The following is a 23,177-nucleotide window of genomic DNA, read 5'->3' as shown; positions in this document are numbered from 1 at the left end:
CTCCTTTGTTAAAGACGATAAACCATTCCTGCCAGTATTAAATCTATGTTAATTTGAATACTGGGTATTCTTAGTGGGAATAGTAGAGATAATGGATACACTCACTGCAATGCGTTCATTTGTAAGAGTTGTTGAGACGGGGAGCTTTTCGGCTGTTGCCCGGGAGGAAAACACCACCCAGTCAACAATTAGCAAGCGAGTCGCTATTCTGGAATCAAACCTTGGTACGCAGTTACTTGTAAGAGGGGGCCGCCTTCACAGTCTTACGGAGGCTGGGCAAAATTACTATGAACGGGTGGTTGGTATTTTACGAGACCTTGAAGAGGCCGAAAGCGAAGCGCGTTCTTTAATAGCTACGCCTCGGGGTAAACTGCGCGTATCTGTTCCGGTAATGTTTGGTACTTTGTACATTGCACCTGTTATTCCCGAGTTTTTATCGGCTTTTCCTGAGGTTCAACTTGATCTTAAATTCAGTGAAAAGATGGTGAATTTGGTTGAAGAAGGCATAGACGTAGCCATTCGGCTGGGAGACTTAAAGGATTCTTCGATGATAGCCAGACACTTAGGTGATGACGACCTGATTATTGTCGCCTCACCTACCTATCTGGAAAAGCACTCTATTCCACAAAAACCAAGTGAGCTGGTTACACACAACTGTCTTGTCTACAGTTTGGGGGCAAGCGGTAACACCTGGACTTTTTCTGATCAACACTCCGATACAACAGTCCAGGTCTCTGGGAATTTTCAGGGTGATAGCGGGTGTGGGTTGATGGAAATGCTGCTAGCCGATGCCGGGGTCTCATTTATGCCTAGCTGGCTGGTTTCCCCTTATGTTCAGTCAGGTCAGCTTGTGCACATTCTGCAGGATTACTATAAGAGTTACCCTATCAATGCCGTTTATCCCCTCAACCGTAATGTTCCTTTAAAAACAAAAAGTTTTATGGATTTCATTCAACAAAAACTCAATCAGAACCCTATTTTATAACCCCTTAAATAGATTCTGGGCGCTACGGCTAACGGGCAACTTATTTTTACCGATCATCACCGAGAGCCTGCCGGTAAAGTCTTTATGTACTTTATCGATTGCTGAAACATTGACTATCGTTGAACGGTGGATCTGCCAAAAGTGGTCAGGGTTGAGCTGATTCACCAGTTCTTTGAGCGCACTTCGAATAACATATTCATCCGCGCCATTTGGCGCTGCCTCATTATTCTTATACACCGAGATATACTTGTCTTCGGCTTTGAAATACAAGATATCTGCGACTGAAATAACATAGATATCATCGCCCTTGCTCGCTTTTACCCAATTCAGATATTCAGCAGGCTTGGGCTGAGACAGTTGATTAATGTGTTCAATCAGGCTACCAAGCTGATCATGATTAAACTGCCCTTGTGCGGTATGACTATCAGCCCTTTCAGCAAGGCGAGCCTTCACCTTGTCACATGCCTGTTCCAGACGTTGCTCCGAGAGCGGCTTTAACAAGTAATCGAGTGCATTCTGCTCAAATGCATTTATCGCATACTCTCGGTAGGCGGTAGTGAATACAATATGCGGCGCCTTATCCAGTTTAGACAGTGCCCTGGCAACCCCCATTCCGTCTAGCTCCGGCATTCTGATATCAAGGAAAACAACATCAGGCTGGTGAGTACTTATCGCTTCAAGAGCTTCTACACCATTGCCCGCAGCTGCCGCAATTTCAAGCTCCGGCCATACTTCTGCCAATGCCCGACTCAAATGATGGCGTAAGATCGGCTCGTCATCTGCAATTACGGCCTTGGCAAACTTACCCATGCACTTCTCCTTGTTCCTGCAATGTCATCAACTGTGCCTTGGGTAAGCGGATCGTCGCCGTCACCCCACCCTCTAAAGGTTCTTTTATTGTCAGGCTGGCCTTGTTATCAAACAAAGATGCTAACCTGCCACGGATATTTTCCAGACTGACTCCATTCCCGCCGGAAGACATCGTCGGCTGAATCCCTTTTCCGTTATCCTTAACCTGCACCACAAGCTCATGTTTGTATTCTTCTATGTGCAGCTCAATTGCGCCCCCTTCTCCCTTTGGCTCGATACCATAATAGACAGCGTTTTCAACAAGCGGTTGGATCAGAAACGGCGGAATCGGCAGCGTCAAACTCACATCATTGCTGATAATTTGATAGCTCAACCTATCACCCAATCGGATCTGCTGAATATCAAGGTATGCCGAAATAAGACCAATTTCCTCTTCCAGCGTCGTGACATCTGCGCGAGTTCTGTGCAGATTGGTATGTAACAGATCAGTCAGACGAACCAGCATCAACTTGGCTTTGGCGGTATCCTGATCGATCAGTGCAATCGCATTGGCCAGTGTATTAAACAAAAAGTGCGGTTCTATCTGGCTCTGTAGCTGACGCAACTGACTTAGCACCAAGGCTTTTTCCTGCTCAGACTGTTTTCTTCGAACTTGCTCCACCTCATGTTGAGCCAATAGCTTTTGCTCGTAGGAGTAAAAGTAATAAAAGCAGATAAGCGTGAACAATAACGCCAGCATAATAACAGGTTTCATTTCGGCTAATGACTGGTAGGTGTCTGGGCCACTCAGCCAATAAAAGGCGTTGGCTGTACCCAGCACCATGGCAGACAGCACCGTTAAGACATTCACCTGGCGGTAACTCAAACTCGGAAAAAAGTAGGTGGTGAACCTTGCCGTCGCGATGGCACTCGCGCCGTATCCAAAACTGATAGCGAGATCTTCATAAAAATTATCCGGCCACACAATATAAGTGACAATGGCTATTCCCAAACAAAAACCACTGGTGATTGCCACCGATTTCAACCAGGGAAACGGATTACCTGTGTACTCACTCTGACTCATCAGAATCGTCCTCTAAGATTTAGCAAAATCATACGCTTATCAGATAAATTTCGGTAGACGGATTGTTTGTCTCCAGTCAAAAAACGGGCCGCAATCTCAACGTCGAATTGCACATCGCCGGTATCAAGAACGGAATACTCTAACCACTGGGTCATTATTGCCCCTTTGTCTTGCGGAGAAATCAACACATCAAATGTCGGTTTAACATTTTGCAGCCAGGATACATTGCGAGACCAGTCCCAGTGCTGCCAGGCTACCGGATCCAGTGTCCAATGAAACATCACGTTATGGCTAACCAGATTGACATGCTGTAGAGGCTGAGCGTAAGCATGCCTCAATCCTGCAGGCAGCCCACTGGCATCAATTTGTTCGGCGTTCCGATAAGCTTGCTGCCACTGGCCGTAATCCCAGCTTCTGCTGTCATACCAATATTCCAAAATCACGCTCTGCCCACTTTCACTGGTCCATGTCAGCCCGGCCAAGGCTTGTAGTCCATCATTCTTTTTGTCAGAAATAACAGGCTCACGCAACGAATCTGGCACCCGGAAGCTAAAATATTCTTTCTGATACACCGCGGAAGTGTGAAACTCCCAGGCATCATCCAGAACCGTCACCCAGCTACCACCAACCAGACCACGCCTGACATTATCGTAATAAACAATCCCCTGCCATTCACTGTCACCCACTAGCCCGTATCGTCTGATACCGACTCCCTGCTGTTCATTTAGCTGATCCAGCTTGCTACCTTGTTGCGTGGTCCAAGAAGAATCAGCATAAATTAGCGTCCACTCACCATTAGCGTCAAAATAAGAGGCAGCAGCGACTCCTGCCCCTTCCTCAACCTGGATACCAACTGGGTTTCTACGATATGGCTTGATAATGTCCAACGGCCGATATCCATAGCTCACGCCCCAATCCACCCGCACCTTGCCGAGGGTAAGATCTACGTCAGTACCTGCCAGCGATATTGCTCCCTGCCAGAACAGTTCCCTGACGATCAGCTCGCTATCGCGATCAACACCGGACTGGGAAGAATAAAGATCATTACCTTTTAGCGCCAATACTCCAAGCCACTGTTCGTAACCTAGTTCAACATCCAGCAAGGCGTTCACCGATTGCCATTGCTCATCCTGTTCATCAGGAAGGTATACGCTTTTTCTTGTCTCATGATGCTCGACACTGACCATCCAGTCCCAGCTCGCATCCAATGTATTGGCGAATGCCTGTCGTGAAACAAACAGGCAAACGATCAGCGACACCAACCTAAGCCAACAGTACAAAGCAGAAGAGCAGTTCATGTTATAGCCCCGACACAGTATTTCGAGACAAATAAGCCGGATTGTAATACTTCGCCTCCAAGGCCACAGGAGAGATCTCCTGATAGTTGATGACTGTCTTTTTACTTGGCTGAATTCGGTCGTGCAGTGTCATCGCCACCACACTGGTACGGGCATTTCGCTCCCCTTTGGTAAACCAGGCCTCTTTTGCCAACTTACCTGACCGAAGATACATGGTTGCCCGGATGGGAAAATCACTCCCCTTTTCGAGCCACAGTTCAATACGCTGATAACTGGCGCCCGAGGTTTTGGCTGTCAGCTCCAGTTGGTTGACCATTACACTCTCGGACATCGGGAGTTTCAGCTCTAAAGACTGGACCCATTTACCCTGATAGTCGGCACTCCAGGTTAAAGTCGAGATATCACCGACTGATGCTTCGCCCAGCAGTTTCTGCATGGGGGTGATCCTGATAGGGCGGCGGCTTTTTGGCATCAACAACCAATAGTTATCTCCCAACATCAGCATTTTTTGTCCTGCTTCAACTTTCGACTTAAACACCACCAGCGATTCACGTTCGGGACGGGTATAGACGGTATAATGGCGCGTTTTCTCCAGCTCATCGTTTTCATACAGCTGTACCTCAGACACCACTTTGGCTGCCGCACTATCCAACCGGTACTGATCAGCCCGCTGCAAGATTTCCTCAACACTTTGTTCAGGCTGGGCACTGACATTAAAAGCCAAAATGCTGATCAAAAAGCCAACCGCTTGCTTGAAATTAGACACATTACACATATGACAAAGCCTCTGTAATTGGTTTGTTGACCCCTTTACGGGCTGAGAAAAATGCTGCAACCAGGCAAATGACAAGTACACCGCTCGTGGCGTATAGCACCAATTCCAGTGAGAAATAAACCTGTAGCGGATAGCCCTCGCTGTAACCGGGAGGCGGTGGCATATTGACTTCAACCAGCATCAAAAACAGGCTCAGAGCTGCGCTCATCAGAGCACCGGTCCCGGCACCAATAACGGCCAGCAAACCGGACTCGCGTAAAAATCCTCTGATAATTTCACCGCGAAAACTGCCTAGTGCCGACAATGTACCGATCTCGCGAGTGCGTTCTGTTACCGACATCGTCATGGTATTAAACAGGGAGACAAATACGACTAGCCCCATTACCAATCCCATCATGCCGAAGATAAGGTCATAGAGATTTTTTACGTTGTTGTAGAAAAATGCCCGGTCTTGCCATGGCGTCAGCGCAATGCCCTGCCCTTCGACCATTAAGTTGAGTTGACTGTCGATAAGCGGCATCATCGCATCGGTTTGAGCGGTATCATTCAGAAAGACAGACAAGGTACTGACTTTATCGGACAGCAGTAGTTCTTGTGCTGACTGGATGTGAATATAGAGCTGGCGTTTGTCTAGCTCAGGAACGCCCGTCGAATAAAGGCCACGCACCTTGAAGTCATAAGCATTTAACGCCCCTTCACTGGTTGTGGCCAGCAGGGTTATCCAGTCTCCGACTCCGACATTCATATTGTTAGCCAAATCGGTACCCAACATAACTTCGGGCTCAGCCGGATCATAGCGACTCGAAGTAACATCAGAGAGCGTTTTACCTTCCCTCATCGTTAGGAACGGGCCTTTGAGGCTAAACTCACGATCATTCACCCCTGTTCCGGTGAAAATGGCGGACTTGCTGCCGTTAGACACCAGCCCGGTAAAATAGATCCGGGGCTGAACGGCACGTACAGTGTCGTGTTTCAGTAACGCGCTGATCAGAGTCTGCGAATGGTTCAGGCCGTTGCTCAACGGCATCTCTTCGTCTTTTTCGAAATAGCCCGGCACACTTAAGGTTATATGGCCGACATCGCGGGCAGTAGATTCCTGCAATGATTGATAGGTATACAGGCCAAAGCCACCAGCCGCCGTCATCGCAAACACAGTGATCGCAATGATCATCACGGAAAGCAGGCTACGCCGACTATTTCGCTGCAAATTAAGCCACGCCAGCTTGAAGTGGTAAGGCACCACTTTTTCAGCCAGCATACTGACAGTTAGCTTACCCATCGCATTGCCTCCTGCTGGATATATCCGTCTAATAACTCAATCCGACGATCACAGCGCTCAGCCATCCGCGGATCATGGGTCGCGACAATAAACGTCGTTCCTATTTCATGGCCGAGATCTTTCATGATCTCAACCACAGCATTGGCTGTCTGGCTATCAAGACTGGCGGTAGGTTCATCAGCTATCACCAAACTCGGTCGATGCACCAATGCGCGGGCAATGGCAACACGTTGTTGTTGGCCGCCCGATAAGTGGTCAGGGCGATGATGAAGCCACTTCCCCAGCCCGACTCGTTCAAGCATCTCAGTTGCTTTCTGTTGCTGCTCTTGTTTCGAACATCCATTGAGATGCAATGGGTAGGCGACGTTTTCCAGCGCTGTCATTACAGGAACAAGGTTGAACCGCTGAAAAACAAACCCAAGCTGGCTCCGGCGAAATCTCGCTGCATCAGCAGACGATTGCGGTGCCGGTTGCAAGGCTGACGTGGTTTCCCCGAACAACACTTCCCCCTGATAGTCTCTATCCAGCAAACCAAGGATATTAAGCAGGGTGCTTTTTCCCGAGCCCGAAGGCCCGCAGAGCGCCACCATCTCACCGTTATCAATCACTCCTGACACACCGTTTAGTGCGCACACCTCTTGATTGCCCAACCAATATTGCTTACGTATTCCAGAGAACTGGATCATGTTTCCCCCTCAGCCCTGATTGACCAAATCAATAGCCCTAAGCGTTTGCGGATGATTGGCGTCCTGTTGCTGCATTTGCGCAAGCCAGCTTCTCGCCTGTGGCATATCTTCTGCCCGAATTGCCGCCTGCACAGCAAAGCCATATATCCAGGCTGTCGCTGCAAAGGGTTCCTTTGCAAATTCCGGCTGCTCCAGCAAAGAAAGGTAAATGTCGTAACCACGCTCGAAATAGTTAAACATGTCAGGTAACAGAGTGAATGTTGAGGCCGAGATAGCCTGTGCCAGATAGTACTCATGAATACCAGAGATCACCCGCTGTTCGGCAAGAGAAAGCGGATTGGCATCGAGCATGTCCAGGCCCTTATCAATCTTGGCCAGTCCCTGCTCGACATATTTCATTTTGTTCCAGGGCATCCAGGCATCACGACCTTTTAGTGTTTCAGTGCCGCCTAAATAGACCATTGTCAGCGGCTGTGGCCCTTCAGCCTCAATCAGGTTCTCAAGTTGCTGGTATACCGTTTCGACTTTAGCTTCATCCCCTGAAGCAGCCTGATTGTACAGATTGATAATGGCTTCGATTTCACTTGCCTGGACAAAGCTCGGTATCAATAACAAAGTGCTGACTAACACCACCCGTAACTTTTTGGCAATCATCTGAATCATGTGTCTCTCCATTTACGTTGATATTTGTCTCGATAGTAAACACGGGGATTAAACGGCGTGTATCAATGCGACAAATTGCAAAACCAGAGAGCGAAACGAAGTAAAACGCGACCGAACTGTCACGCTATAGAGAGAAAGAAAAAGGGGTATAAAGGACAAAGAAAAAGATTGAAGAAAGAAATGGTTAGATGTCGATAAGCGTTCAAAGCGGCAGAAGAGCTGCCGCATAGATACCCGAACTGTCTCAAGGTCATTGTTTCAGCGAGAATTAGTCGACCGTTACCTGTTCGACTGAAACGCGCGACTCAATCCCTTCTATCGCCTCAATAAGCGAAGGCGACAAGATGGCTTTGTTGTTAGTTTTGAAATTGAACATGACCACTTTCGCTGTCCCTGACGTCGTTACCGCCCCGAGTTTCTTGCTGACAATCTCATATTCCATGGTGAACCGATCTTCCTTAAGCTCGGAAACCCGGCTTCCAACATACAGTGTGTCCGGGTACGTTACCGGCAATTTGTAGCGGCAGCTGGTTTCACCCAGCACCGGACCGATACCTGTATGTTGTATCTCTTCCATTAGGGCGACCTCTCGGAAGTACTCAATGCGAGCGGTTTCGAGATAGCGGAAATACACGACGTTATTTACATGGTTAAGTGCATCCATCTCTCCCCACGCCACAGGAATTTCAGTGATCACTGGGTACCCTTTCAATAGGTCTTTCATACATGCTCCTTGCCTTGTGATTATGATGCCGTCCCGCCCGATACTGCACACACTCAGAGCACTGGAACTCGGCTATAGAGCTTTTAATCTAACCTCGCAACAACAACATAGCAACATTTTGATATACATCATCTTGATTGCACCACTGTATTCAAACCTTGCCGACAAGTGATCACTTCAGACTAACAGGTCTTAGTAGCACTAAGATGACGTATTAGTCATTCCCCACAACCAACAGTTGGCGAACTTTTCTTCAGTTATGAAAGCTCAGTGTAAAATTCCGTCGTAAAACCTGTGGAGGCCTTATTTTATAAGGGCTAACACCTTGTTTTAGGGTATGCTTAGCCACCTTTTTTTATTGCCCTGCGGCTAAAACCGACGGGTTAAACATGAGCAATAGCGCTCATAGTTGAAGACACTGTTATATGCTTTACAACGACAATCTACCGGTACGGTTCCCGAAAGGAACGTTCGCGATGTGGACGGTATACAGTTTCACCGGCGCATCCATTTTTGCTTCCATCATCTTTTCGCTGCTTCTTTTCCTCTCCATCGATGAAGATCCAGTGATGCAGCTACTGTTTGGCGGCCTCGCGGTTATCTTCGAACTGGGAAAATTCTTTGCCTGGTATGAATTTGGGGAACGCCGTGCCCGCCGCAACTATACCGGCGCCTTCTCGGCTTTTGCCTTCTATGCTGTCCTTGCTGCTATTTCTATCGGCGGCTCGGTCGGTGGTATCAACAGCGCCACCAACAAGGCGCAAGGGCATGTCAATGTTCAGCAGAGCAAGATCAGCACCTACAACATGCAAATTGACGCGATTGAGAAACAAATCGAGCTCAACAATATTGCTGCCGAAAAATATATCCAGATGGAGCGAATCGCAACGGGTGTCGCCCGGATCCAGAAAGAGAATGAGCAACTGCGCCGCCAGCAACAGGCACTGGCATCAGAGCGAGACAGCCTGCCGGTAGTCAATCAGGGATCGGTCATAGGCCTTATCGACAGTTTGGCTAAGTCGCTCAATGTACAAACGCAAACAGCACAATTAGGTTTGGTCATCTTCCTGTCTGTGCTATTGGATTTCTTCGCGGCTTTCTTTGTCGGTTTAATTGGTGAAGAGCTGCGTTTCAGGAACCAATTCCGCCGCATCAACCCTATCACTATCGATGCGTTCGAAGCAGCTGAGCCCAAAGAGCCAGAGCTGCTTACCAATACAATAGAAACCAGTAATAAAGCCGAGTCTACTGCAGTACAGGAAATCGAACCAGAACTACCCAAGAGCCCTTATGAGAAAGCAATTGAAGCCTTGAGCTCTAACCAGGTTAACTGCACCAAGCGAGCTGTCACCCGGTTTCTTAAGATCAACAGCGAGGAGGTGGATGACATCTTCAAGCAACTACTTGAGGAAGGGATTGTGAGCAAAAAGCCCAATAACCATTACCAATGGCATGGTGTAACAGAAAGCTAACCCTTCTCCGCAACGTCCAAAGCCCGCAGTAGCAATACTGCGGGCTTTGTTATATGAGTATGATGATTAACGTATCAGCCAAGTTGTACTTTCTTGTACTGTGCATAGCTTAGGAAAGACAGCAGAGCAAAAAACGCAGGATCACTCCAGCCAAATCCAACAAAAACGCCAGTAAAACACGCATACAAGGTAATCACGACACCTAGCAGGTTGGTAACCAACAAGCCCATAAACAACTTTTTCGCCACTAAGCCCTGCTCAATCTCACGAAGCAAAAAACTAATCGCTGCGATTCCACCCAGGAAAATACTATTATGCTGCGACAGAAAAAGTGCGTATTGATCATTGAGTTCAACGCCGTACATCGGCCACATCAAAGCGGGTACAAAAAACAAAGCCAGTGCAAAAACACCATAAATTGCAGCATGTACCGTCAGGAATGTTTTACTGTTCATCTCATTGTTCCTAAGACATTAGTGGTTAATCGGGCCTTTGTTAATCTGAGACAGAGGCTCGTTGATATCGAACACAATGCCTCTCACGTCGGTAATACCCATTTTCTGCAATCGCGCCGTATGCATCTCCAGATAAGCGAGGGCACTCTGCTCATCCTCGAATAAATAAACGCCTCCCCCTTGCTGAGTCTGGGCATTCTCGGTCCAGATTTTCCAAATCAGTCCCGGCTCTTGATTAATCGATTCTGCCAACTCTTTCAGCAGTGCTGACATCTCCTCACCAAAAGGACCCTGAAAATTAAAATCGACCTGTAGCAACTTACGCATAATTTATTACTCCACTCTCTTCGGTATGTGCAATAATCATAATCAGCAAAAATTGAACAGAAAAGTTCAAAATATCTGTATTTAATGTGTATAAAATCGACCAATGAGACTTAAAACCACCTTAGAACAATGGCTCACCTTGCATGAAATCAATCGCTCGGGGAGTATTCAGGCGGCTGCAACCCAGCTAAACAAGAGCCATACCACGCTGATCTACGCGATCAGAAAACTCGAAGAGCAACTGGATATTTCACTCGTTCAGGTAAAAGGACGACGAGCAGTACTGACTGACGATGGCCAGTCTTTACTTCGCAGAGCAACCTCCATGCTTGAACAGGCCCGTGATCTTGAACTAATCAGTAGCCAGTTATCCATGGGGGTAGAGTCTGAAATCACAGTATCAATCGATCATTTATGCTGTAGGGAATGGCTATATCAGCCCTTATCCGAATTTTTCGCACAAAACAAAAATACCTCGGTTCAAGTGATTGAAACGTCCCTTTCAGGTACCACCGACGCTGTGGCCTCAGAGAAATCCGACGTGGCTATTATCAATCTTCCAGTTATCAATTATCCGGCAGATGCCTTCGGTGTCGTTACTATGGTGCCCGTTGCAGCCAAAAAACATCCACTGGCACAAAAGGACAATCTTTGTTTCGGTGACATGACGACCGAAACCCAGATCGTCATCCGCGATCTGGGTGCTGAGCCGAAGCAGGAAAAACAAAACGTTGGTTGGCTTAAATCCCAGCAGCGCATAACTGTAGATAATTTTGACCATGCCTGGAGCGCTGTTGTCAGCGGTTTGGGGTTTTGCCGTCTGCCTGAGCATATGATCAACGAGATGAATTGTGATGATATCGTGAAGCTGTCAATTGAAGGAGCACAGCGCTACCAGGTACCGCTGCATATTACCCAGCCCAAAGGTGCCAAAACCGGACCGGCCGCTCGCGATCTGTACGATCTTCTGCTCGCCCACGCTTCAAAGCGTCTTGGCAGCTAATCGGGTTGGCTAATAACGCTATTTCCAAAAACACATTGGGCAGGAGGATTGCTATCCGCCTGCCCAACGAAACAGTTAATCTCAACTGACATTACTTATCGGTGGCATCCAACACACCGCGACGGATCTGGTCCAGTTCAATAGACTCAAACAGTGCCTGGAAGTTACCTTCACCAAAGCCCTCATTCCCTTTACGCTGAATAATTTCAAAGAAGACAGGTCCTATCACGGTATCGGTGAATATTTGCAGCAAGATACCGGTCTCATCACCATCAATCAGAACCTTTAGCTCATTCAGCTTGGCCACATCTTCATGGTGACCGGGAACACGCTTGTTAATGCCCTCGTAATAGGTATCAGGCGTATCCATGAACCCCAGCCCACCCTGCTTGAGCTTTTCGACTGTCGCCAGAATATTTTCGGTACTCAGGGCAATATGCTGAATGCCTTCACCATTGTATTGGTCCAGATACTCGGCAATCTGGGACTTGTCATCACTTGACTCATTAATTGGGATCCGGATTTTGCCACACGGTGCCGTCATAGCCCGCGAGAGCAAACCGGTCATTTTACCTTTGATATCGAAGTGGCGTATTTCACGGAAGTTGGCAATTTTTTCATAGAAACTTGCCCACAAATCCATATTACCGCGCTTAACGTTATGGGTAAGATGATCGATATATTCCAGCCCAGCATCCAATGCCGCCATCCGTTCTTTGTAATCCGGATAGTAGTCAAAATCAATTTCGTATATATCATGCTCGCCATAGCGATCAACCAGGTAAATCAGGGATTCACCGATACCATAGATAGCAGGTATGTTCAGCTCCATCGGCCCCGCCTGAGGCGCACACGCCGTCGCCCCTTTTTCAACCGCATAGGCAAGTGCCTGAGTAGAGTCAGCCACGCGAAACGCCATGGCATTCACACTGGCACCGTGTATACCAGCAAAACCTGATGCCTGAGAATGAGCCTCACCATTAACAATAAAATTAATATCGCCCTGTCTATACAACCACACCGACTTGTGCTTGTGCTTGGCGACCTCTGCAAACCCCATTAAGCGAAAGAGGTTTTTCAAATTTGCGATACCCTCTGGGGTCGGAGCTGTGTATTCCACAAATTCAAAGCCGTCCGTGCCCATTGGATTATCAATCATCTTGCTCATCCGTATTATCCTCACTGTATGTCTTCAGCTGCCGTGTTTCAGGAGATCCGGCGCTTACTAATAGGATTAGCATTTCTAACGAAATGATGAGACATTTCCCGGGCAAAAGATGTTACACAAATGTAAATCAATTTCGTAAACTCAGATTGACAATATGCAACTTAAGTCTTGAGCAAGGTAAAGAATAAAAAGTTGCCAGCTAATAGTGGTAACAAGATTATTTATATTTTTTGCAACCCAGCTAGCAGTTTCGAAAGCTTTACGCCATTCCTCAGCAACAACTACTAAGCTTTGTTAAAGAGGTGAAGGAATGAACGTTAATAAGAGAGACCAGCTAAAACTACCCAAAAGAGTTAACCCTAAAATAAAGCTATCGGCCTCAGCCGAAATATACCTACCCACTTTCCATTTTCTCAATAATGAATATCTCCATGCATTACGGCATGAAAAAGGTATTATCCGTGACGATGATATCGAGTTTCTTCACCAATACCGAGTAGCACTTCGCCGATGCAGGACGCTGATCAGCTTGCTCAAGGCCTTGTTCGAGCCCCGCCCAAAAGCCATGCTCAACAATGAACTCAAAACCATGATGCAAAAGACCAATCTGCTGAGGGATCTCGATGTCTTTCTGTTCAAGATGGATGAGTATTTTGTCTGCCTGGACCACTCTCACCACCAGGGACTGATCCGGTTTATCGACGAGCTGCAAGACGAACGGCAAAAAGCTTTCAAGGAACTAAAGAAATGGCTAAAAACAGACAACTATGAACAGCAATGTACCCTCATTCAAGGCTTACTGGCCGAGATGGAGAGTACCCAAACAGAAAAAGGACATATCAATAGCCGGGAGTTTGGCCATCTGGTCATTTGGCGCCACTTTCAGGGAACACTGTCACTCTGCAATCAACTCGATAGCAATAGTACTGACAATGCAATACATCGACTAAGAATTCGCAGCAAGAAGCTCAGGTATCTACTCGAGTACTTCTCCCCTATCCTGCCGCCTAAAGTCCGTAAAAAGCAGATAAAGAGTTTGAAGCAACTGCAAGATGAACTCGGTGAGTTCAATGACTCTTCGGTACAGATACAGTTTTTTGAACACTACCTACTTGGTAAGAAAACAAGCACCCACCGTTATAAGGCAGTCACCCAACTCAAAGAGATAACTAAGCGACACCATATCGAATCAAAACAACAAGTTATTACCAAAATCGCATTGTTTACACAGCCCGATAACGTTGAAAGCTATAAAATCTACTCTCCTAAGAAGTAGCTATTTTTTCGTGATAATTCATATTGTTGAACTATACTCGCAAATGAAATCGATTGAATTGCTACTGGGTGCAAACCATGCCACAAGACCTGAACAAGGTGAAAAAACTAAAAGTCTATATCATTACCTTGATATGCATCTTGGGGTTTAGCGTTATCTTACTCATCCCGTTTTTAGTCAATAACCTGCAAGAGAGAAATGCCTTAGACAAGAACCTCTTAGCAATTAAGCAAGCAACGCAAGATATTATTTACTTTGACGAAGTGTTAACCATGTCTGCCCGCATGTACGCATTCACCCAAAATCCTTCTTGGGAAAAACGCTATTTGCACACGACAAATAGTTTAGATAACGCATTAGAAATGGCGCAGTCTTTAGAGCCAACAGTAAAAGATGCTATTCAAGCCACTTCAAAAACTAATAACCAGCTCATTGCGATAGAAATGAATGCTATCGAGTTAGTCAAAAGCCAACGCTTCACGGATGCTCAATCTTTACTATTAAATGATCAGTACTTTGAATTAAAAGCCGAGTACGAAGAGTATGTACACCGAGCACTACAAAATGCCATACACCACAACGAGGTAGTCATCTTACAAAAGATTACCAAAACCAAAAACTGGCTACTCAGTTCAGCGTTTTTACTATCCATTTTGTTTTTTTCACTGCTTATCTACTTCTATTCTTACAACAAGAAAACAGAAGCTTTAATTCGCTCAAAAATTGATGAATTAAACAACAAAGTGCAAGAACTCGAAGCGTTAGCCTATGAATTGGACTCAGCAAATAATGCAAAATCTGAACTACTGGCAAAAATCTCCCATGAACTCAAAACACCTATCAATGGCATCCATGGCAGCCTACAACTGATTAAGTCCCAGAAAGTAAACGAAGAGGCGCTATTACTGGTTAACAATGCAATATCATGTAGCGACATGCTAGTAAGGCTAGTTGACGATATCCTAGACTTCTCCAAACTAAAATCAAGCAAATACACCCTCAATTCAGATGACTATGACCTCAGCGCTTTGTTCGCTTCTGTTCAACAGATCTACACTCAAGAATGCAATGCCAAAGGCATCAAGTTCCATTTATCTCAGAAGATAAGCTGCCCAAATCGATTCTGCGATGGATTACGCCTGAAACAAATAATCTTTAACCTGCTCAACAATGCCGTAAAATTTACTCACAGCGGAACCGTTTCTCTTACCGTAAAAGAACATGCTAACCCGGAACTGATATTCATAGAAATTACCGATACCGGAATCGGGATGGACCATTCAACACAAGCCAAGTTATTTAACGATTTTGAACAAGGTGACAGTTCAATCACACGTGTTTATGGCGGCACAGGCTTGGGGATGTCTATCGTTAAAGCGCTTGTGGAACTTATGGGTGGAAAAATACATGTTTCAAGTGAGCCGAGCATGGGAACCAAAGTCTCTCTGCAGCTTAACTTAGCTATCCCCAGAGATGTGACATCGAAACCAGAAACAACATGTAAACCTGATTATCTTGATTCACTAAAAAACCTAGATGTTCTTGTGGTAGAGGACAACAAAGTTAATCAGTTCATCATAAGTAAACTTCTTAAGAGTGTTGGTATTTCCCCTGTAATCACTAATAACGGACAAGAAGCACTGGATTCAGTCTCTAATGATACTCAACTGGTCTTAATGGACATTCAGATGCCGGTAATGGATGGTGTGACCGCATGCCAATACATTAAACAATCCAGGCCAGAGCTGCCTATTCTCGCTGTAACAGCAAATGCGCAAGAGAGTGATATCAAATACTACCTCAACAAGGGATTTGAAGATGTTATTCCCAAACCAATTAAAATGGACGACTTATATTTATCTATGCACAAAGCCGTTGCCGCCTCCAACATTCAACTTTAGAGAACATAAAGTAGGATTCAATTCAGCCCGCTAGATATAAAAAAAGCCTGACAAGTTCAGGCTTCCGAAGATCTGTCATAAGCTGTGAAGACAATCAGCTCAAGGCTCTTTTAATATCGCCTTCAATCGACTCCGGCGCTTTGGTCGGCGCATAACGCTTCATGGGCTTGCCGTCTCTGTTGATCAGGAATTTGGTAAAGTTCCATTTCACTTTTTGTCCGAGTAAACCAGGTAGCGCCTTTTTCAAATATTGGAATACCTCATGGCTATCCGGGCCATTCACATCCACTTTTTCGAACATCTGAAAATCAACGCCATAATTAATCTGACAGGCTTCAGCGATTTCATCGTTGCCACCCGGCTCCTGACCACCAAACTGATTGCACGGAAAACCTAAAATAACCAGCCCCTGGTCTTTGTACTTGGCATATAAGTCTTGCAGGCCCTGGTACTGAGGGGTAAAACCACATTCACTGGCCGTATTAACGACTAACACCACTTTACCGGCGTAATCACTCATTGAAATCTGCTCACCGCGGATCGAATTAGCAGAGAGGTCGTAAAATGTTGTCATTTTGAATCTCCATTAGCTACCTTGCCATCATTCTGATGCTAGCACTTATACGTAGTAACTTATCAGATCAGATTAGAATTATTATTCTAATTTTAAATTAAGAACCTGATCGCATATTTAATTTACCTCACTATAAATAAATTACTGCTGTTGATAAATTAAAACTTCAGAATATTGAAGATAAAATAACAGCATTATGACAGCACAGTACATCAGTAAAGAAGGCGCGGCGATCATCAACGTTGCCCGGTATTTAATGACAACCTCAGTCAATGACAGACTAAGAACCATAGACTCTTTATCTGAAGAAATCGGTGTGTCTGTCGGTTTTATTCAAAAAGCGCTGATCACCATCGAAAAGCAAGATGCTGTCTCGTTATCCAAACAAGGAAGAAATGGCACATTTATCTCCCGGCTTGACTATCAGGCACTGGTCAAGCTTGCCGGTTTTTTACATGTTGTCTGCGCCATGCCGCTACCCTATACCAAGCACTATGAAGGACTTGCCAGCGGGCTAAAGAAACAAATTGGCGACCTGCCGCTGTACTTTGCCCATATGCGAGGTGCAGACGTTCGAGCCGAATGTTTAAAAGCAGGCACCTATGACATTGCAATCATGTCCAAGCTGGCTGCACAAACCTATTCAGACGGCTTTGTAACCGCCATCGACCTTGGTAAAAACTCCTATTCCCACGAACATAGGTTGATTTATCGAACAGGTGAATATGATGCCATTAAACGTGTCGGTGTTGACCCCGACTCACCGGATCAAAAAGTACTAACGAAACTCGCATTTGAAAATTCGCCTGTCGAGGTTGTAGAAATCAATTATGCCGATAGCCTTACTCACTTAGTTAACGGTGAAATTGATGCTGTTGTCTGGCTGCCGGAAGCCATCGACATGAAAAAGTATGGCCTGACAGAAAAATCACTTGGCCATATCGAACAATGTAACCTGGCTTCAGATGCTGTGATGCTAGTACGCGGTGATGCAACACACATCAATGCACTGCTTCGAAAGCTCATCAATATTCACGAGTTACTGGACCACCAGCAGCAGGTCGTAAAAGGGATGATTACCCCTAGTTACTAAGCACTGCCTGTAAATGGCTCAACAGATAAGAGGTTGCTATGAAGGAACGACTCGCCTTGCTAAGGCAAGCTGATGTTATAAGCCAACATGCCTATACAGGGACACTCGAAGCGGCACAGTTTCTTTCCGGGCACCTGAATATCGACACTTGTAATGAGCAATTCCAGATGGCAATGACGCATCTGGCAAGGGCTATCGATCGCATCACTGCCGGGGAGCCTATTTCAGACGGGTTGGATCCTGAACTCCTCGGCGAAATCTACCAGGATGACGCATATGAACAAATATCAGCACTCAATCTCGCCACGTTGACATTTTATGATATTGCAGCAGTGCCCGAGGCTGAGAATTCTTTTTTAATCAGCAATTTATTTTCGCTCTTCTGCGCTAGTCAATATGAGGAAGAAGCATGTTAATCAACGCCGACGGTTATACCTACTGCCACGAGCACCTGCACATTGATCTCTCTTTGCAAAAAGGGGATATCGACTGCCGACTCGACCAATATGAGCTTCTTCGCGACGAGATGCGTGATTTAATCCACGCCGGCGTATATAACATCATCGAAGTGACAAATTCTTTTATGGGAAGAAATCCTCATTTTATTGAAAATTTAATCAAAGACACTGGTATTAATGTTGTTCTTTCAACAGGCTATTACATTGATGGTTTCTTCCCTACCCAGTTGTACACGCAATCCGCGCAAACGATCTGCAAAGAAATGGTCAGAGAAATCGTCGACGGTATCGACGGTAGCCACCTCAGGGCCAGCGTCATCGGGGAAATTGGCAGTAGTGAGAACCACTTTACAGATACCGAACAAAAAGTCTTCAAAGCCGCAGCAATGGCACACTATGAAACAGGCAGACCAATTTCGACCCACCAGTCGATGAGCACCATGGGACGTCACCAAATTGAACTGCTCAAGGGCTACGGCGTCGATATGGAAAAAGTCACCATCGGCCACTGTGATTTAAAAGATAACCTCGACGACATTCTCTGGCTGCTTGATCAGGGCTGTTTCGTCCAGTTCGATACAATTGGCAAAAACAGCTATTACCCCGACGCCAATCGCGTAGCAATGCTCAAGGCATTATCCGAATACGGTTTACTCGACCGGGTGATGTTATCCATGGATATCACCCGTCGCTCTCACTTAAAACAAAATGGCGGACTGGGTTTTTGTTACCTGGTCGACACCTTCATTCCAATGCTGCGGAACAGCGGCATTAGCCAGAAGGAAATCGACGCCATGCTCAAACATGCCCCCTACTCTCTATTTGGTTAAACACAAGGTTATTCCTATGAAAAAGATTGGTATTGCTGGCCTTCAACGTGAGCAAATAAAAGAACAAATCAAAATCGCCGCACCGGACCAATTCGAGTGCTTCATCCTCAACGATATGGATGCTGCATTAAAGGTGAAAGCCGGTGAGCTTGATTACTATATCGGCTGTTGTAATACAGGGGCTGGCGCCGCACTCTCCATCGCGATAGCCATTATCGGGTTTAACCAGAGCTGCACCATTGCCAAACCGGCAATACGAGCCAAAGAAGATGAAGTACAGCGTTTTGTCGCCGAAGGAAAAGTTGCCTTTGGCTTATCGGTCGAACACGTCGAACATGCTGTCCCCATTCTCGTCTCAGCACTTGCTAACAACTGATAGGGCAAGAATATGGATATCATGAACTTAGGCCTGGTCGCCATACTCTGCGCCATGACGGCACTGATTGCCAACATGAGCGCCTCTGTCTTTCATGATGGGATCCGCCCCATCTTGCCGCAACTGGTCGAGGGCCATATGACCCGCCGTGATGCAGGCTCTGTCGCTTTCGGCCTGTCGATTGGCTTTGTTGCTTCTGTCGGGATCTCGTTTACCCTGTCAACCGGCCTGCTAAACCCATGGCTGCTTTTTCTCCCGACCGATATTCTCGGCGTTATGATCGGAAGCAGGCTACTTGCGGCATTGGCTGGCGGTCTATGGGGCATACTGGTGGTAACTTCACTGAGCGGGGTTAATGCCGTCCTGACCGGGTTACCTATCGATGCACTGGGCGCATTAGGCGAGCTCGGTACACCCGTTATGTCTGCCTTTGCTCTTTTCCCTTTGCTAGCCATCTTCTATCAATTCGGCTGGAAAGCCGGGGCGTTAGCAGGTGTCGTTATTCTGGTATCACGCCTATTAGTGATGAAATATACCGGTATTTATCCCGAGTCTATCCAAATCTTTGTCGGTATGCTGATGCTGGTCGGTATTGCTATCAACAAGGATATTACGGATAAAAAGAACGGCATTAACCCGCCAGATATGTCCGGTATGCATAGCCTGTTCGAAGAGCGCACCAAGCGCATCGTAAAAAACCTGCCGCTGCTGGCAGCTACAGGGGCATTGATCGCCATTATCACCAATGCAGGGATCTTCGCAGGCTCGGAGGTATCCATTTACTCCCTGGCCGACGCCTACAAGATTGCCGATCCTCTCGAGCAAGATAGTGCTATCAAGCAGGTCGCACTTTCTGAATTTATGCGGGGACTTGGCTTCATTCCGCTAATTGCTACCACAGCCCTGGCAACAGGGGTCTACGGCGTAGTCGGTATGACCTTCGTCTTTGTCGTGGGCTACCTTTCACCCAATATTCCAGTCGCAGCCATACTTGGCGCACTGACAATCTGTATCGAAGTGATGTTGCTACGTAAAGTCGGCCACTTTCTCGAGCGTTTTCCCTCTATCCGAAACGCGTCCGACAATATCCGGAACTCGATGAATACCCTCATGGAGTTTGCGCTGCTAATTGGTGGTGTCCTTGCCGTAATGAAAATGGGCGAGACAACCGGCTTCACCATTTTCGCCGTTTTATACTTCCTCAACGAAGTGATGGGACGGCCAATCCTGAAGATAGCAGCACCGGCAGTGGCGGCCATACTGACAGGTATCATTTTAAACCTGCTCTATATTCTGGGACTGTTCGCTCTCTAACCACCGGGTCAACAGAGCCAGTCTCACTCCCCCAAATGGTCATGATTATTTGATTGCCCTTGTGGGACTGGCTCACCTCGTCTTGAAAAGGTAATTTCATGTTCCTTACAGCGCTAAAACAGCAAAATCCGGCTCTTATTGATAGCGCCATCACATTGCTAGAACGTGGCTTAATCCTTCCCGATACCTACGTGATCGACGTTGATCAGTTCAGGGAAAATGCCCGGCTGATAAAAGCACAAGCAGATAACTACGGAATCCGCCTTTACGCCATGACCAAGCAGTTTGGTCGCAACCCCGTATTGGCAAAGATACTGATTGATGAATTCGACTATGCCGGCATTGTCTGTGTCGATTTCAAAGAAGCTCGGACAATGCATCAGGCTGGGGTGAAAATCGGTCATATTGGCCACTTGGTGCAGCCGCCCAGCCATCATGTACCTTTCGTTGTTTCAACCATCCAACCTGAAGTCATCACCGTATACTCATTAGATAAAGCACAAGAAATATCACTCGCCGCGCAACAGGCAGGCCGGTATCAAAACATTCTGCTTAAGTTCTATCGCTCGACAGACCGTCTCTACGTCAATCAGGAGGCAGGGTTTCCATTAGAGTCACTCGCCGAGATCATCGCGCAAGTCAGCCAATTACCAAACATCCATATTATGGGCCTTACGCACTTTCCCTGCTTTCTCTACGATGCGGAGGAAAACAGCACGCTGGCAACCCCGAATATGGACACACTGCGTTTAGCAAAACAACGTGCAGACGAACTAGGCTATCAATTGGAGCAACTCAATTGCCCCTCTTCCACCAGCTGCGAAACCATCCCTCTTATCAAGCAACTTGGAGGTACCCACGGTGAACCCGGCCATGCCCTGACAGGGACGACGCCATCAAACAGAAACGGAAGTCAGCCTGAAAAGGTTGCCATGCTGTATATCACCGAAGTATCTCACCAGTTCGAAAATAATAGCTACTGCTTTGGCGGCGGCTACTATCATCGCTGCCAACTCGAAAAAGGCTTGATCAGAGAACAGCTGTCAAGCCGTACCGAAGACAAGCTCGTCACTATCAGCAACGACGATGATTCGAATATCGATTACCACCTGAAACTTGATTACGCATGCGCCGTCGGTACACCGGTCGTTATGGCATTTCGAACCCAGATTTTCGTCACTCGTAGCGATATCGCCCTTGTTGAAGGCATTCCTACTACAGCCCCCAAGCTGCTTGGCATATACGATTCACTAGGAAATGAGGTTCATCATGGCTAAATTCATTGTTGTGGTATTAGATGGCTTCGGTGTCGGTGAGATGTCTGATGTACCGGCCGTTCGTCCGCAAGACTGCGGCGCCAACACCGCTGCTAAGCTACTCAATCACTTTCCGCTCAAGCAATTACCTACTTTGGAAAAGCTGGGACTGATCAACATCGTAGACGCAACAAACTCAGTCATGACCCCCAACCCAAAGGCAAACTGGGGGATAGCGGACTTAGCCCACTACGGTTGCGACACATTCATGGGGCACCAGGAAATCATGGGTACCCGGCCCAAACCCCCGTTAGAAAAACCATTCAGTGAATCGATCGACGATATAGAACAAGCATTGCAACTCGCCGGTTATCAAGTTAAGAGGATCTTCGTCAAACACCTTCAGCTACTCATGGTCAGTAACAGTATTGTTATCGGAGATAATATCGAGGCTGACTTGGGCCAAGTTTACAACCTGACCGCAAACTTCAACCAAATTAGCTTCGAAGAGCTCAAAGAAATCGGTCAAATCGTACGATCTGCCAATGCGGTGAGCCGAAATATTGCCTTTGGTGGTTATGTCCCCTCAATGGACAATATTCTCAACGCCATCGAACTCAAAGCAGATGAATTCGGAATCGAAAAGTATATCGGGATCAACTCGCCTGACTCTGGAGCCTATGACGATGGGTTCCAGGTTGTTCACTTGGGGTATGGTGTCGATGCCAATACTCAGGTCCCTTTACAGCTAAGCAAGGTTGGCATTCACACCTACCTGTACGGCAAAGTTGCCGATATAGTCCAAAACGAGGCCGGGACTTCTTACACGTCTGTTGTCGATACTGATCAGGTATTCGAGTTACTCATCAATGATCTTAAAGATAAAAGCGGCTTCTTTTGCGCCAACGTTCAAGAAACCGATCTCTCCGGTCATCAACAAGATCCCAAGAGATATTGGAATATTCTGGAAAAAGCCGATCGCGGATTAGCTGCCGTCATAGAGACAATGGACCAGAACGATCTTTTGGTGGTAATGGCTGATCATGGCAACGACCCTTTTATCGGTCACACCAAGCACACCCGTGAACAGGTTCCATTAATGCTATATAGCTTAAAGATGCAGGGCGTTGCTTTAGGTAAACGAAAAACAATGGCCGACATCGGCGCCAGCGTTTCAAGCTACTTTAAAGCACAATTACCCGAATCAGGCCAATCCATAATATAGGAAACTAGAAACTAATTTATCACTATACATTGAACTATATAAACAAATTAATATTAATAACGAGGGGTCAATATTAACACCGTTAATTACATAAAAATCAATTTGTAAATAGTCATCAAACTTTAAATAAACAAGGCTTATGCAATGAAACTACGTCTTTGCTGTT

General features: G+C 46.4%; 23 protein-coding genes and 2 pseudogenes. 12 read left to right on the top strand and 13 right to left on the bottom strand.

Going from position 1 to position 23,177, the window contains the following annotated elements; genetic code table 11:
- Positions 1-73: 73 nt before the first annotated feature.
- A complete protein-coding gene (locus L4D19_RS06230; RefSeq protein WP_428451709.1) occupies positions 74-985 on the top strand; it encodes a LysR family transcriptional regulator in 912 nt (303 codons plus the stop codon).
- On the opposite strand, the gene L4D19_RS06225 is transcribed toward L4D19_RS06230, so the two are convergent.
- The 9 genes and pseudogenes from L4D19_RS06225 to L4D19_RS06185 all read right to left on the bottom strand — a co-directional run bounded on the left by L4D19_RS06225 (position 980) and on the right by L4D19_RS06185 (position 8,283).
- The gene (locus tag L4D19_RS06225) at positions 980-1,795 is read right to left on the bottom strand and encodes a LytR/AlgR family response regulator transcription factor (protein ID WP_428451708.1); all 816 of its coding nucleotides are present in this window, start codon (positions 1,793-1,795) and stop codon (positions 980-982) included. The two genes, L4D19_RS06230 and L4D19_RS06225, sit on opposite strands and share 6 nt — an antisense overlap.
- On the bottom strand, positions 1,788-2,858 hold the full coding sequence (locus tag L4D19_RS06220) for a sensor histidine kinase (protein ID WP_428451707.1): 1,071 nt from the start codon (positions 2,856-2,858) through the stop codon (positions 1,788-1,790). Before L4D19_RS06220 ends, L4D19_RS06225 begins: the two co-directional genes overlap by 8 nt.
- Positions 2,858-4,156: a hypothetical protein gene (locus tag L4D19_RS06215; protein ID WP_428451706.1), complete on the bottom strand. Its 1,299-nt coding sequence runs from the start codon at positions 4,154-4,156 to the stop codon at positions 2,858-2,860. Before L4D19_RS06215 ends, L4D19_RS06220 begins: the two co-directional genes overlap by 1 nt.
- A 1-nt stretch (position 4,157) precedes the next feature.
- On the bottom strand, positions 4,158-4,931 hold the full coding sequence (locus L4D19_RS06210) for an outer membrane lipoprotein-sorting protein (protein WP_428451705.1): 774 nt from the start codon (positions 4,929-4,931) through the stop codon (positions 4,158-4,160).
- Positions 4,924-5,403, bottom strand: a pseudogene (locus tag L4D19_RS06205) (ABC transporter permease); the annotation flags it as partial. The gene L4D19_RS06210 and the pseudogene L4D19_RS06205, both read right to left, overlap by 8 nt.
- Positions 5,404-5,468: 65 nt before the next feature.
- A pseudogene (locus tag L4D19_RS06200) lies at positions 5,469-6,210 on the bottom strand (ABC transporter permease); the annotation flags it as partial.
- Complete coding sequence (locus L4D19_RS06195; protein WP_075765747.1) at positions 6,198-6,896, bottom strand: ABC transporter ATP-binding protein; 699 nt, start codon at positions 6,894-6,896, stop codon at positions 6,198-6,200. The gene L4D19_RS06195 and the pseudogene L4D19_RS06200, both read right to left, overlap by 13 nt.
- Before the next feature lie 9 nt (positions 6,897-6,905).
- Positions 6,906-7,559, bottom strand: a complete 654-nt coding sequence (locus L4D19_RS06190; protein ID WP_428451704.1) for a hypothetical protein — start codon at positions 7,557-7,559, stop codon at positions 6,906-6,908.
- 268 nt (positions 7,560-7,827) lie between these two features.
- Positions 7,828-8,283 carry an acyl-CoA thioesterase gene (locus L4D19_RS06185; protein ID WP_428451703.1) on the bottom strand — a complete coding sequence of 152 codons (456 nt, stop codon included), beginning with the start codon at positions 8,281-8,283 and terminating at the stop codon, positions 7,828-7,830.
- Between the two features lie 425 nt (positions 8,284-8,708).
- Between L4D19_RS06185 and L4D19_RS06180 the strand changes: the two genes are divergently transcribed.
- On the top strand, positions 8,709-9,755 hold the full coding sequence (locus L4D19_RS06180) for a bZIP transcription factor (protein ID WP_428451702.1): 1,047 nt from the start codon (positions 8,709-8,711) through the stop codon (positions 9,753-9,755).
- 74 nt (positions 9,756-9,829) lie between these two features.
- Here L4D19_RS06180 and L4D19_RS06175 read toward each other — a convergent pair whose 3' ends face one another.
- A complete protein-coding gene (locus L4D19_RS06175; protein ID WP_428451701.1) occupies positions 9,830-10,210 on the bottom strand; it encodes a hypothetical protein in 381 nt (126 codons plus the stop codon).
- An 18-nt stretch (positions 10,211-10,228) separates the two neighbouring features.
- Entirely contained in the window at positions 10,229-10,537 is a 309-nt protein-coding gene (locus L4D19_RS06170) for a monooxygenase (protein WP_428451700.1), read from the bottom strand.
- A 103-nt stretch (positions 10,538-10,640) separates the two neighbouring features.
- Between L4D19_RS06170 and L4D19_RS06165 the strand changes: the two genes are divergently transcribed.
- Positions 10,641-11,540 (top strand): LysR family transcriptional regulator, encoded by a 900-nt coding sequence (locus L4D19_RS06165; RefSeq protein ID WP_428451699.1) that lies wholly within the window; start codon positions 10,641-10,643, stop codon positions 11,538-11,540.
- A 91-nt stretch (positions 11,541-11,631) separates the two neighbouring features.
- On the opposite strand, the gene hppD is transcribed toward L4D19_RS06165, so the two are convergent.
- A complete protein-coding gene (gene hppD / locus L4D19_RS06160; RefSeq protein ID WP_428451698.1) occupies positions 11,632-12,708 on the bottom strand; it encodes a 4-hydroxyphenylpyruvate dioxygenase in 1,077 nt (358 codons plus the stop codon).
- Positions 12,709-13,018: 310 nt separating this feature from the next.
- Between hppD and L4D19_RS06155 the strand changes: the two genes are divergently transcribed.
- Together L4D19_RS06155 and L4D19_RS06150 are read left to right on the top strand one after the other, a co-directional pair.
- Positions 13,019-13,984 (top strand): CHAD domain-containing protein, encoded by a 966-nt coding sequence (locus L4D19_RS06155; protein ID WP_428451697.1) that lies wholly within the window; start codon positions 13,019-13,021, stop codon positions 13,982-13,984.
- A 77-nt stretch (positions 13,985-14,061) separates the two neighbouring features.
- On the top strand, positions 14,062-15,885 hold the full coding sequence (locus tag L4D19_RS06150; protein WP_428451696.1) for a hybrid sensor histidine kinase/response regulator: 1,824 nt from the start codon (positions 14,062-14,064) through the stop codon (positions 15,883-15,885).
- Positions 15,886-15,979: 94 nt separating this feature from the next.
- On the opposite strand, the gene L4D19_RS06145 is transcribed toward L4D19_RS06150, so the two are convergent.
- The gene (locus L4D19_RS06145) at positions 15,980-16,459 is read right to left on the bottom strand and encodes a glutathione peroxidase (protein ID WP_428451695.1); all 480 of its coding nucleotides are present in this window, start codon (positions 16,457-16,459) and stop codon (positions 15,980-15,982) included.
- A gap of 196 nt (positions 16,460-16,655) precedes the next feature.
- Here L4D19_RS06145 and yhfZ point away from each other — a divergent pair, with 196 nt between their 5' ends.
- From yhfZ to L4D19_RS06110, 7 genes are all read left to right on the top strand, one after another.
- Positions 16,656-17,552: a GntR family transcriptional regulator YhfZ gene (gene yhfZ, locus L4D19_RS06140; RefSeq protein WP_428451694.1), complete on the top strand. Its 897-nt coding sequence runs from the start codon at positions 16,656-16,658 to the stop codon at positions 17,550-17,552.
- A gap of 38 nt (positions 17,553-17,590) precedes the next feature.
- Complete coding sequence (locus L4D19_RS06135) at positions 17,591-17,968, top strand: hypothetical protein (protein ID WP_428451693.1); 378 nt, start codon at positions 17,591-17,593, stop codon at positions 17,966-17,968.
- Positions 17,962-18,840 carry a phosphotriesterase family protein gene (locus tag L4D19_RS06130; RefSeq protein WP_428451692.1) on the top strand — a complete coding sequence of 293 codons (879 nt, stop codon included), beginning with the start codon at positions 17,962-17,964 and terminating at the stop codon, positions 18,838-18,840. Before L4D19_RS06135 ends, L4D19_RS06130 begins: the two co-directional genes overlap by 7 nt.
- A 16-nt stretch (positions 18,841-18,856) precedes the next feature.
- Entirely contained in the window at positions 18,857-19,216 is a 360-nt protein-coding gene (locus tag L4D19_RS06125) for a DUF2620 domain-containing protein (protein WP_428451691.1), read from the top strand.
- 12 nt (positions 19,217-19,228) lie between these two features.
- Positions 19,229-20,530 carry a YhfT family protein gene (locus L4D19_RS06120; protein WP_428451690.1) on the top strand — a complete coding sequence of 434 codons (1,302 nt, stop codon included), beginning with the start codon at positions 19,229-19,231 and terminating at the stop codon, positions 20,528-20,530.
- Positions 20,531-20,628: 98 nt separating this feature from the next.
- On the top strand, positions 20,629-21,807 hold the full coding sequence (locus tag L4D19_RS06115) for a YhfX family PLP-dependent enzyme (protein ID WP_428451689.1): 1,179 nt from the start codon (positions 20,629-20,631) through the stop codon (positions 21,805-21,807).
- Positions 21,800-23,011 carry a phosphopentomutase gene (locus L4D19_RS06110; protein WP_428451688.1) on the top strand — a complete coding sequence of 404 codons (1,212 nt, stop codon included), beginning with the start codon at positions 21,800-21,802 and terminating at the stop codon, positions 23,009-23,011. Before L4D19_RS06115 ends, L4D19_RS06110 begins: the two co-directional genes overlap by 8 nt.
- The last annotated feature ends 166 nt before the right edge of the window (positions 23,012-23,177 follow it).

This window comes from Photobacterium kasasachensis (assembly GCF_050336885.1).
Classification (GTDB): Bacteria; Pseudomonadota; Gammaproteobacteria; order Enterobacterales; family Vibrionaceae; genus Photobacterium; species Photobacterium kasasachensis.
Note: the sequence above shows the minus strand (reverse complement) of the source record. Positions and strands in the feature narration are given on the sequence as shown.

Bases quoted from the DNA above. Each gene is read 5' to 3' on its own strand.
- L4D19_RS06225 (WP_428451708.1), bottom strand. From the start codon at position 1,795: ATGGGTAAGTTTGCCAAGGCCGTAATTGCAGATGACGAGCCGATCTTA.
- L4D19_RS06220 (WP_428451707.1), bottom strand. From the start codon at position 2,858: ATGAGTCAGAGTGAGTACACAGGTAATCCGTTTCCCTGGTTGAAATCG.
- L4D19_RS06215 (WP_428451706.1), bottom strand. From the start codon at position 4,156: ATGAACTGCTCTTCTGCTTTGTACTGTTGGCTTAGGTTGGTGTCGCTG.
- L4D19_RS06210 (WP_428451705.1), bottom strand. From the start codon at position 4,931: ATGTGTAATGTGTCTAATTTCAAGCAAGCGGTTGGCTTTTTGATCAGC.
- L4D19_RS06195 (WP_075765747.1), bottom strand. From the start codon at position 6,896: ATGATCCAGTTCTCTGGAATACGTAAGCAATATTGGTTGGGCAATCAA.
- L4D19_RS06190 (WP_428451704.1), bottom strand. From the start codon at position 7,559: ATGATTCAGATGATTGCCAAAAAGTTACGGGTGGTGTTAGTCAGCACT.
- L4D19_RS06185 (WP_428451703.1), bottom strand. From the start codon at position 8,283: ATGAAAGACCTATTGAAAGGGTACCCAGTGATCACTGAAATTCCTGTG.
- L4D19_RS06180 (WP_428451702.1), top strand. From the start codon at position 8,709: ATGCTTTACAACGACAATCTACCGGTACGGTTCCCGAAAGGAACGTTC.
- L4D19_RS06175 (WP_428451701.1), bottom strand. From the start codon at position 10,210: ATGAACAGTAAAACATTCCTGACGGTACATGCTGCAATTTATGGTGTT.
- L4D19_RS06170 (WP_428451700.1), bottom strand. From the start codon at position 10,537: ATGCGTAAGTTGCTACAGGTCGATTTTAATTTTCAGGGTCCTTTTGGT.
- L4D19_RS06165 (WP_428451699.1), top strand. From the start codon at position 10,641: ATGAGACTTAAAACCACCTTAGAACAATGGCTCACCTTGCATGAAATC.
- hppD (WP_428451698.1), bottom strand. From the start codon at position 12,708: ATGAGCAAGATGATTGATAATCCAATGGGCACGGACGGCTTTGAATTT.
- L4D19_RS06155 (WP_428451697.1), top strand. From the start codon at position 13,019: ATGAACGTTAATAAGAGAGACCAGCTAAAACTACCCAAAAGAGTTAAC.
- L4D19_RS06150 (WP_428451696.1), top strand. From the start codon at position 14,062: ATGCCACAAGACCTGAACAAGGTGAAAAAACTAAAAGTCTATATCATT.
- L4D19_RS06145 (WP_428451695.1), bottom strand. From the start codon at position 16,459: ATGACAACATTTTACGACCTCTCTGCTAATTCGATCCGCGGTGAGCAG.
- yhfZ (WP_428451694.1), top strand. From the start codon at position 16,656: ATGACAGCACAGTACATCAGTAAAGAAGGCGCGGCGATCATCAACGTT.
- L4D19_RS06135 (WP_428451693.1), top strand. From the start codon at position 17,591: ATGAAGGAACGACTCGCCTTGCTAAGGCAAGCTGATGTTATAAGCCAA.
- L4D19_RS06130 (WP_428451692.1), top strand. From the start codon at position 17,962: ATGTTAATCAACGCCGACGGTTATACCTACTGCCACGAGCACCTGCAC.
- L4D19_RS06125 (WP_428451691.1), top strand. From the start codon at position 18,857: ATGAAAAAGATTGGTATTGCTGGCCTTCAACGTGAGCAAATAAAAGAA.
- L4D19_RS06120 (WP_428451690.1), top strand. From the start codon at position 19,229: ATGGATATCATGAACTTAGGCCTGGTCGCCATACTCTGCGCCATGACG.
- L4D19_RS06115 (WP_428451689.1), top strand. From the start codon at position 20,629: ATGTTCCTTACAGCGCTAAAACAGCAAAATCCGGCTCTTATTGATAGC.
- L4D19_RS06110 (WP_428451688.1), top strand. From the start codon at position 21,800: ATGGCTAAATTCATTGTTGTGGTATTAGATGGCTTCGGTGTCGGTGAG.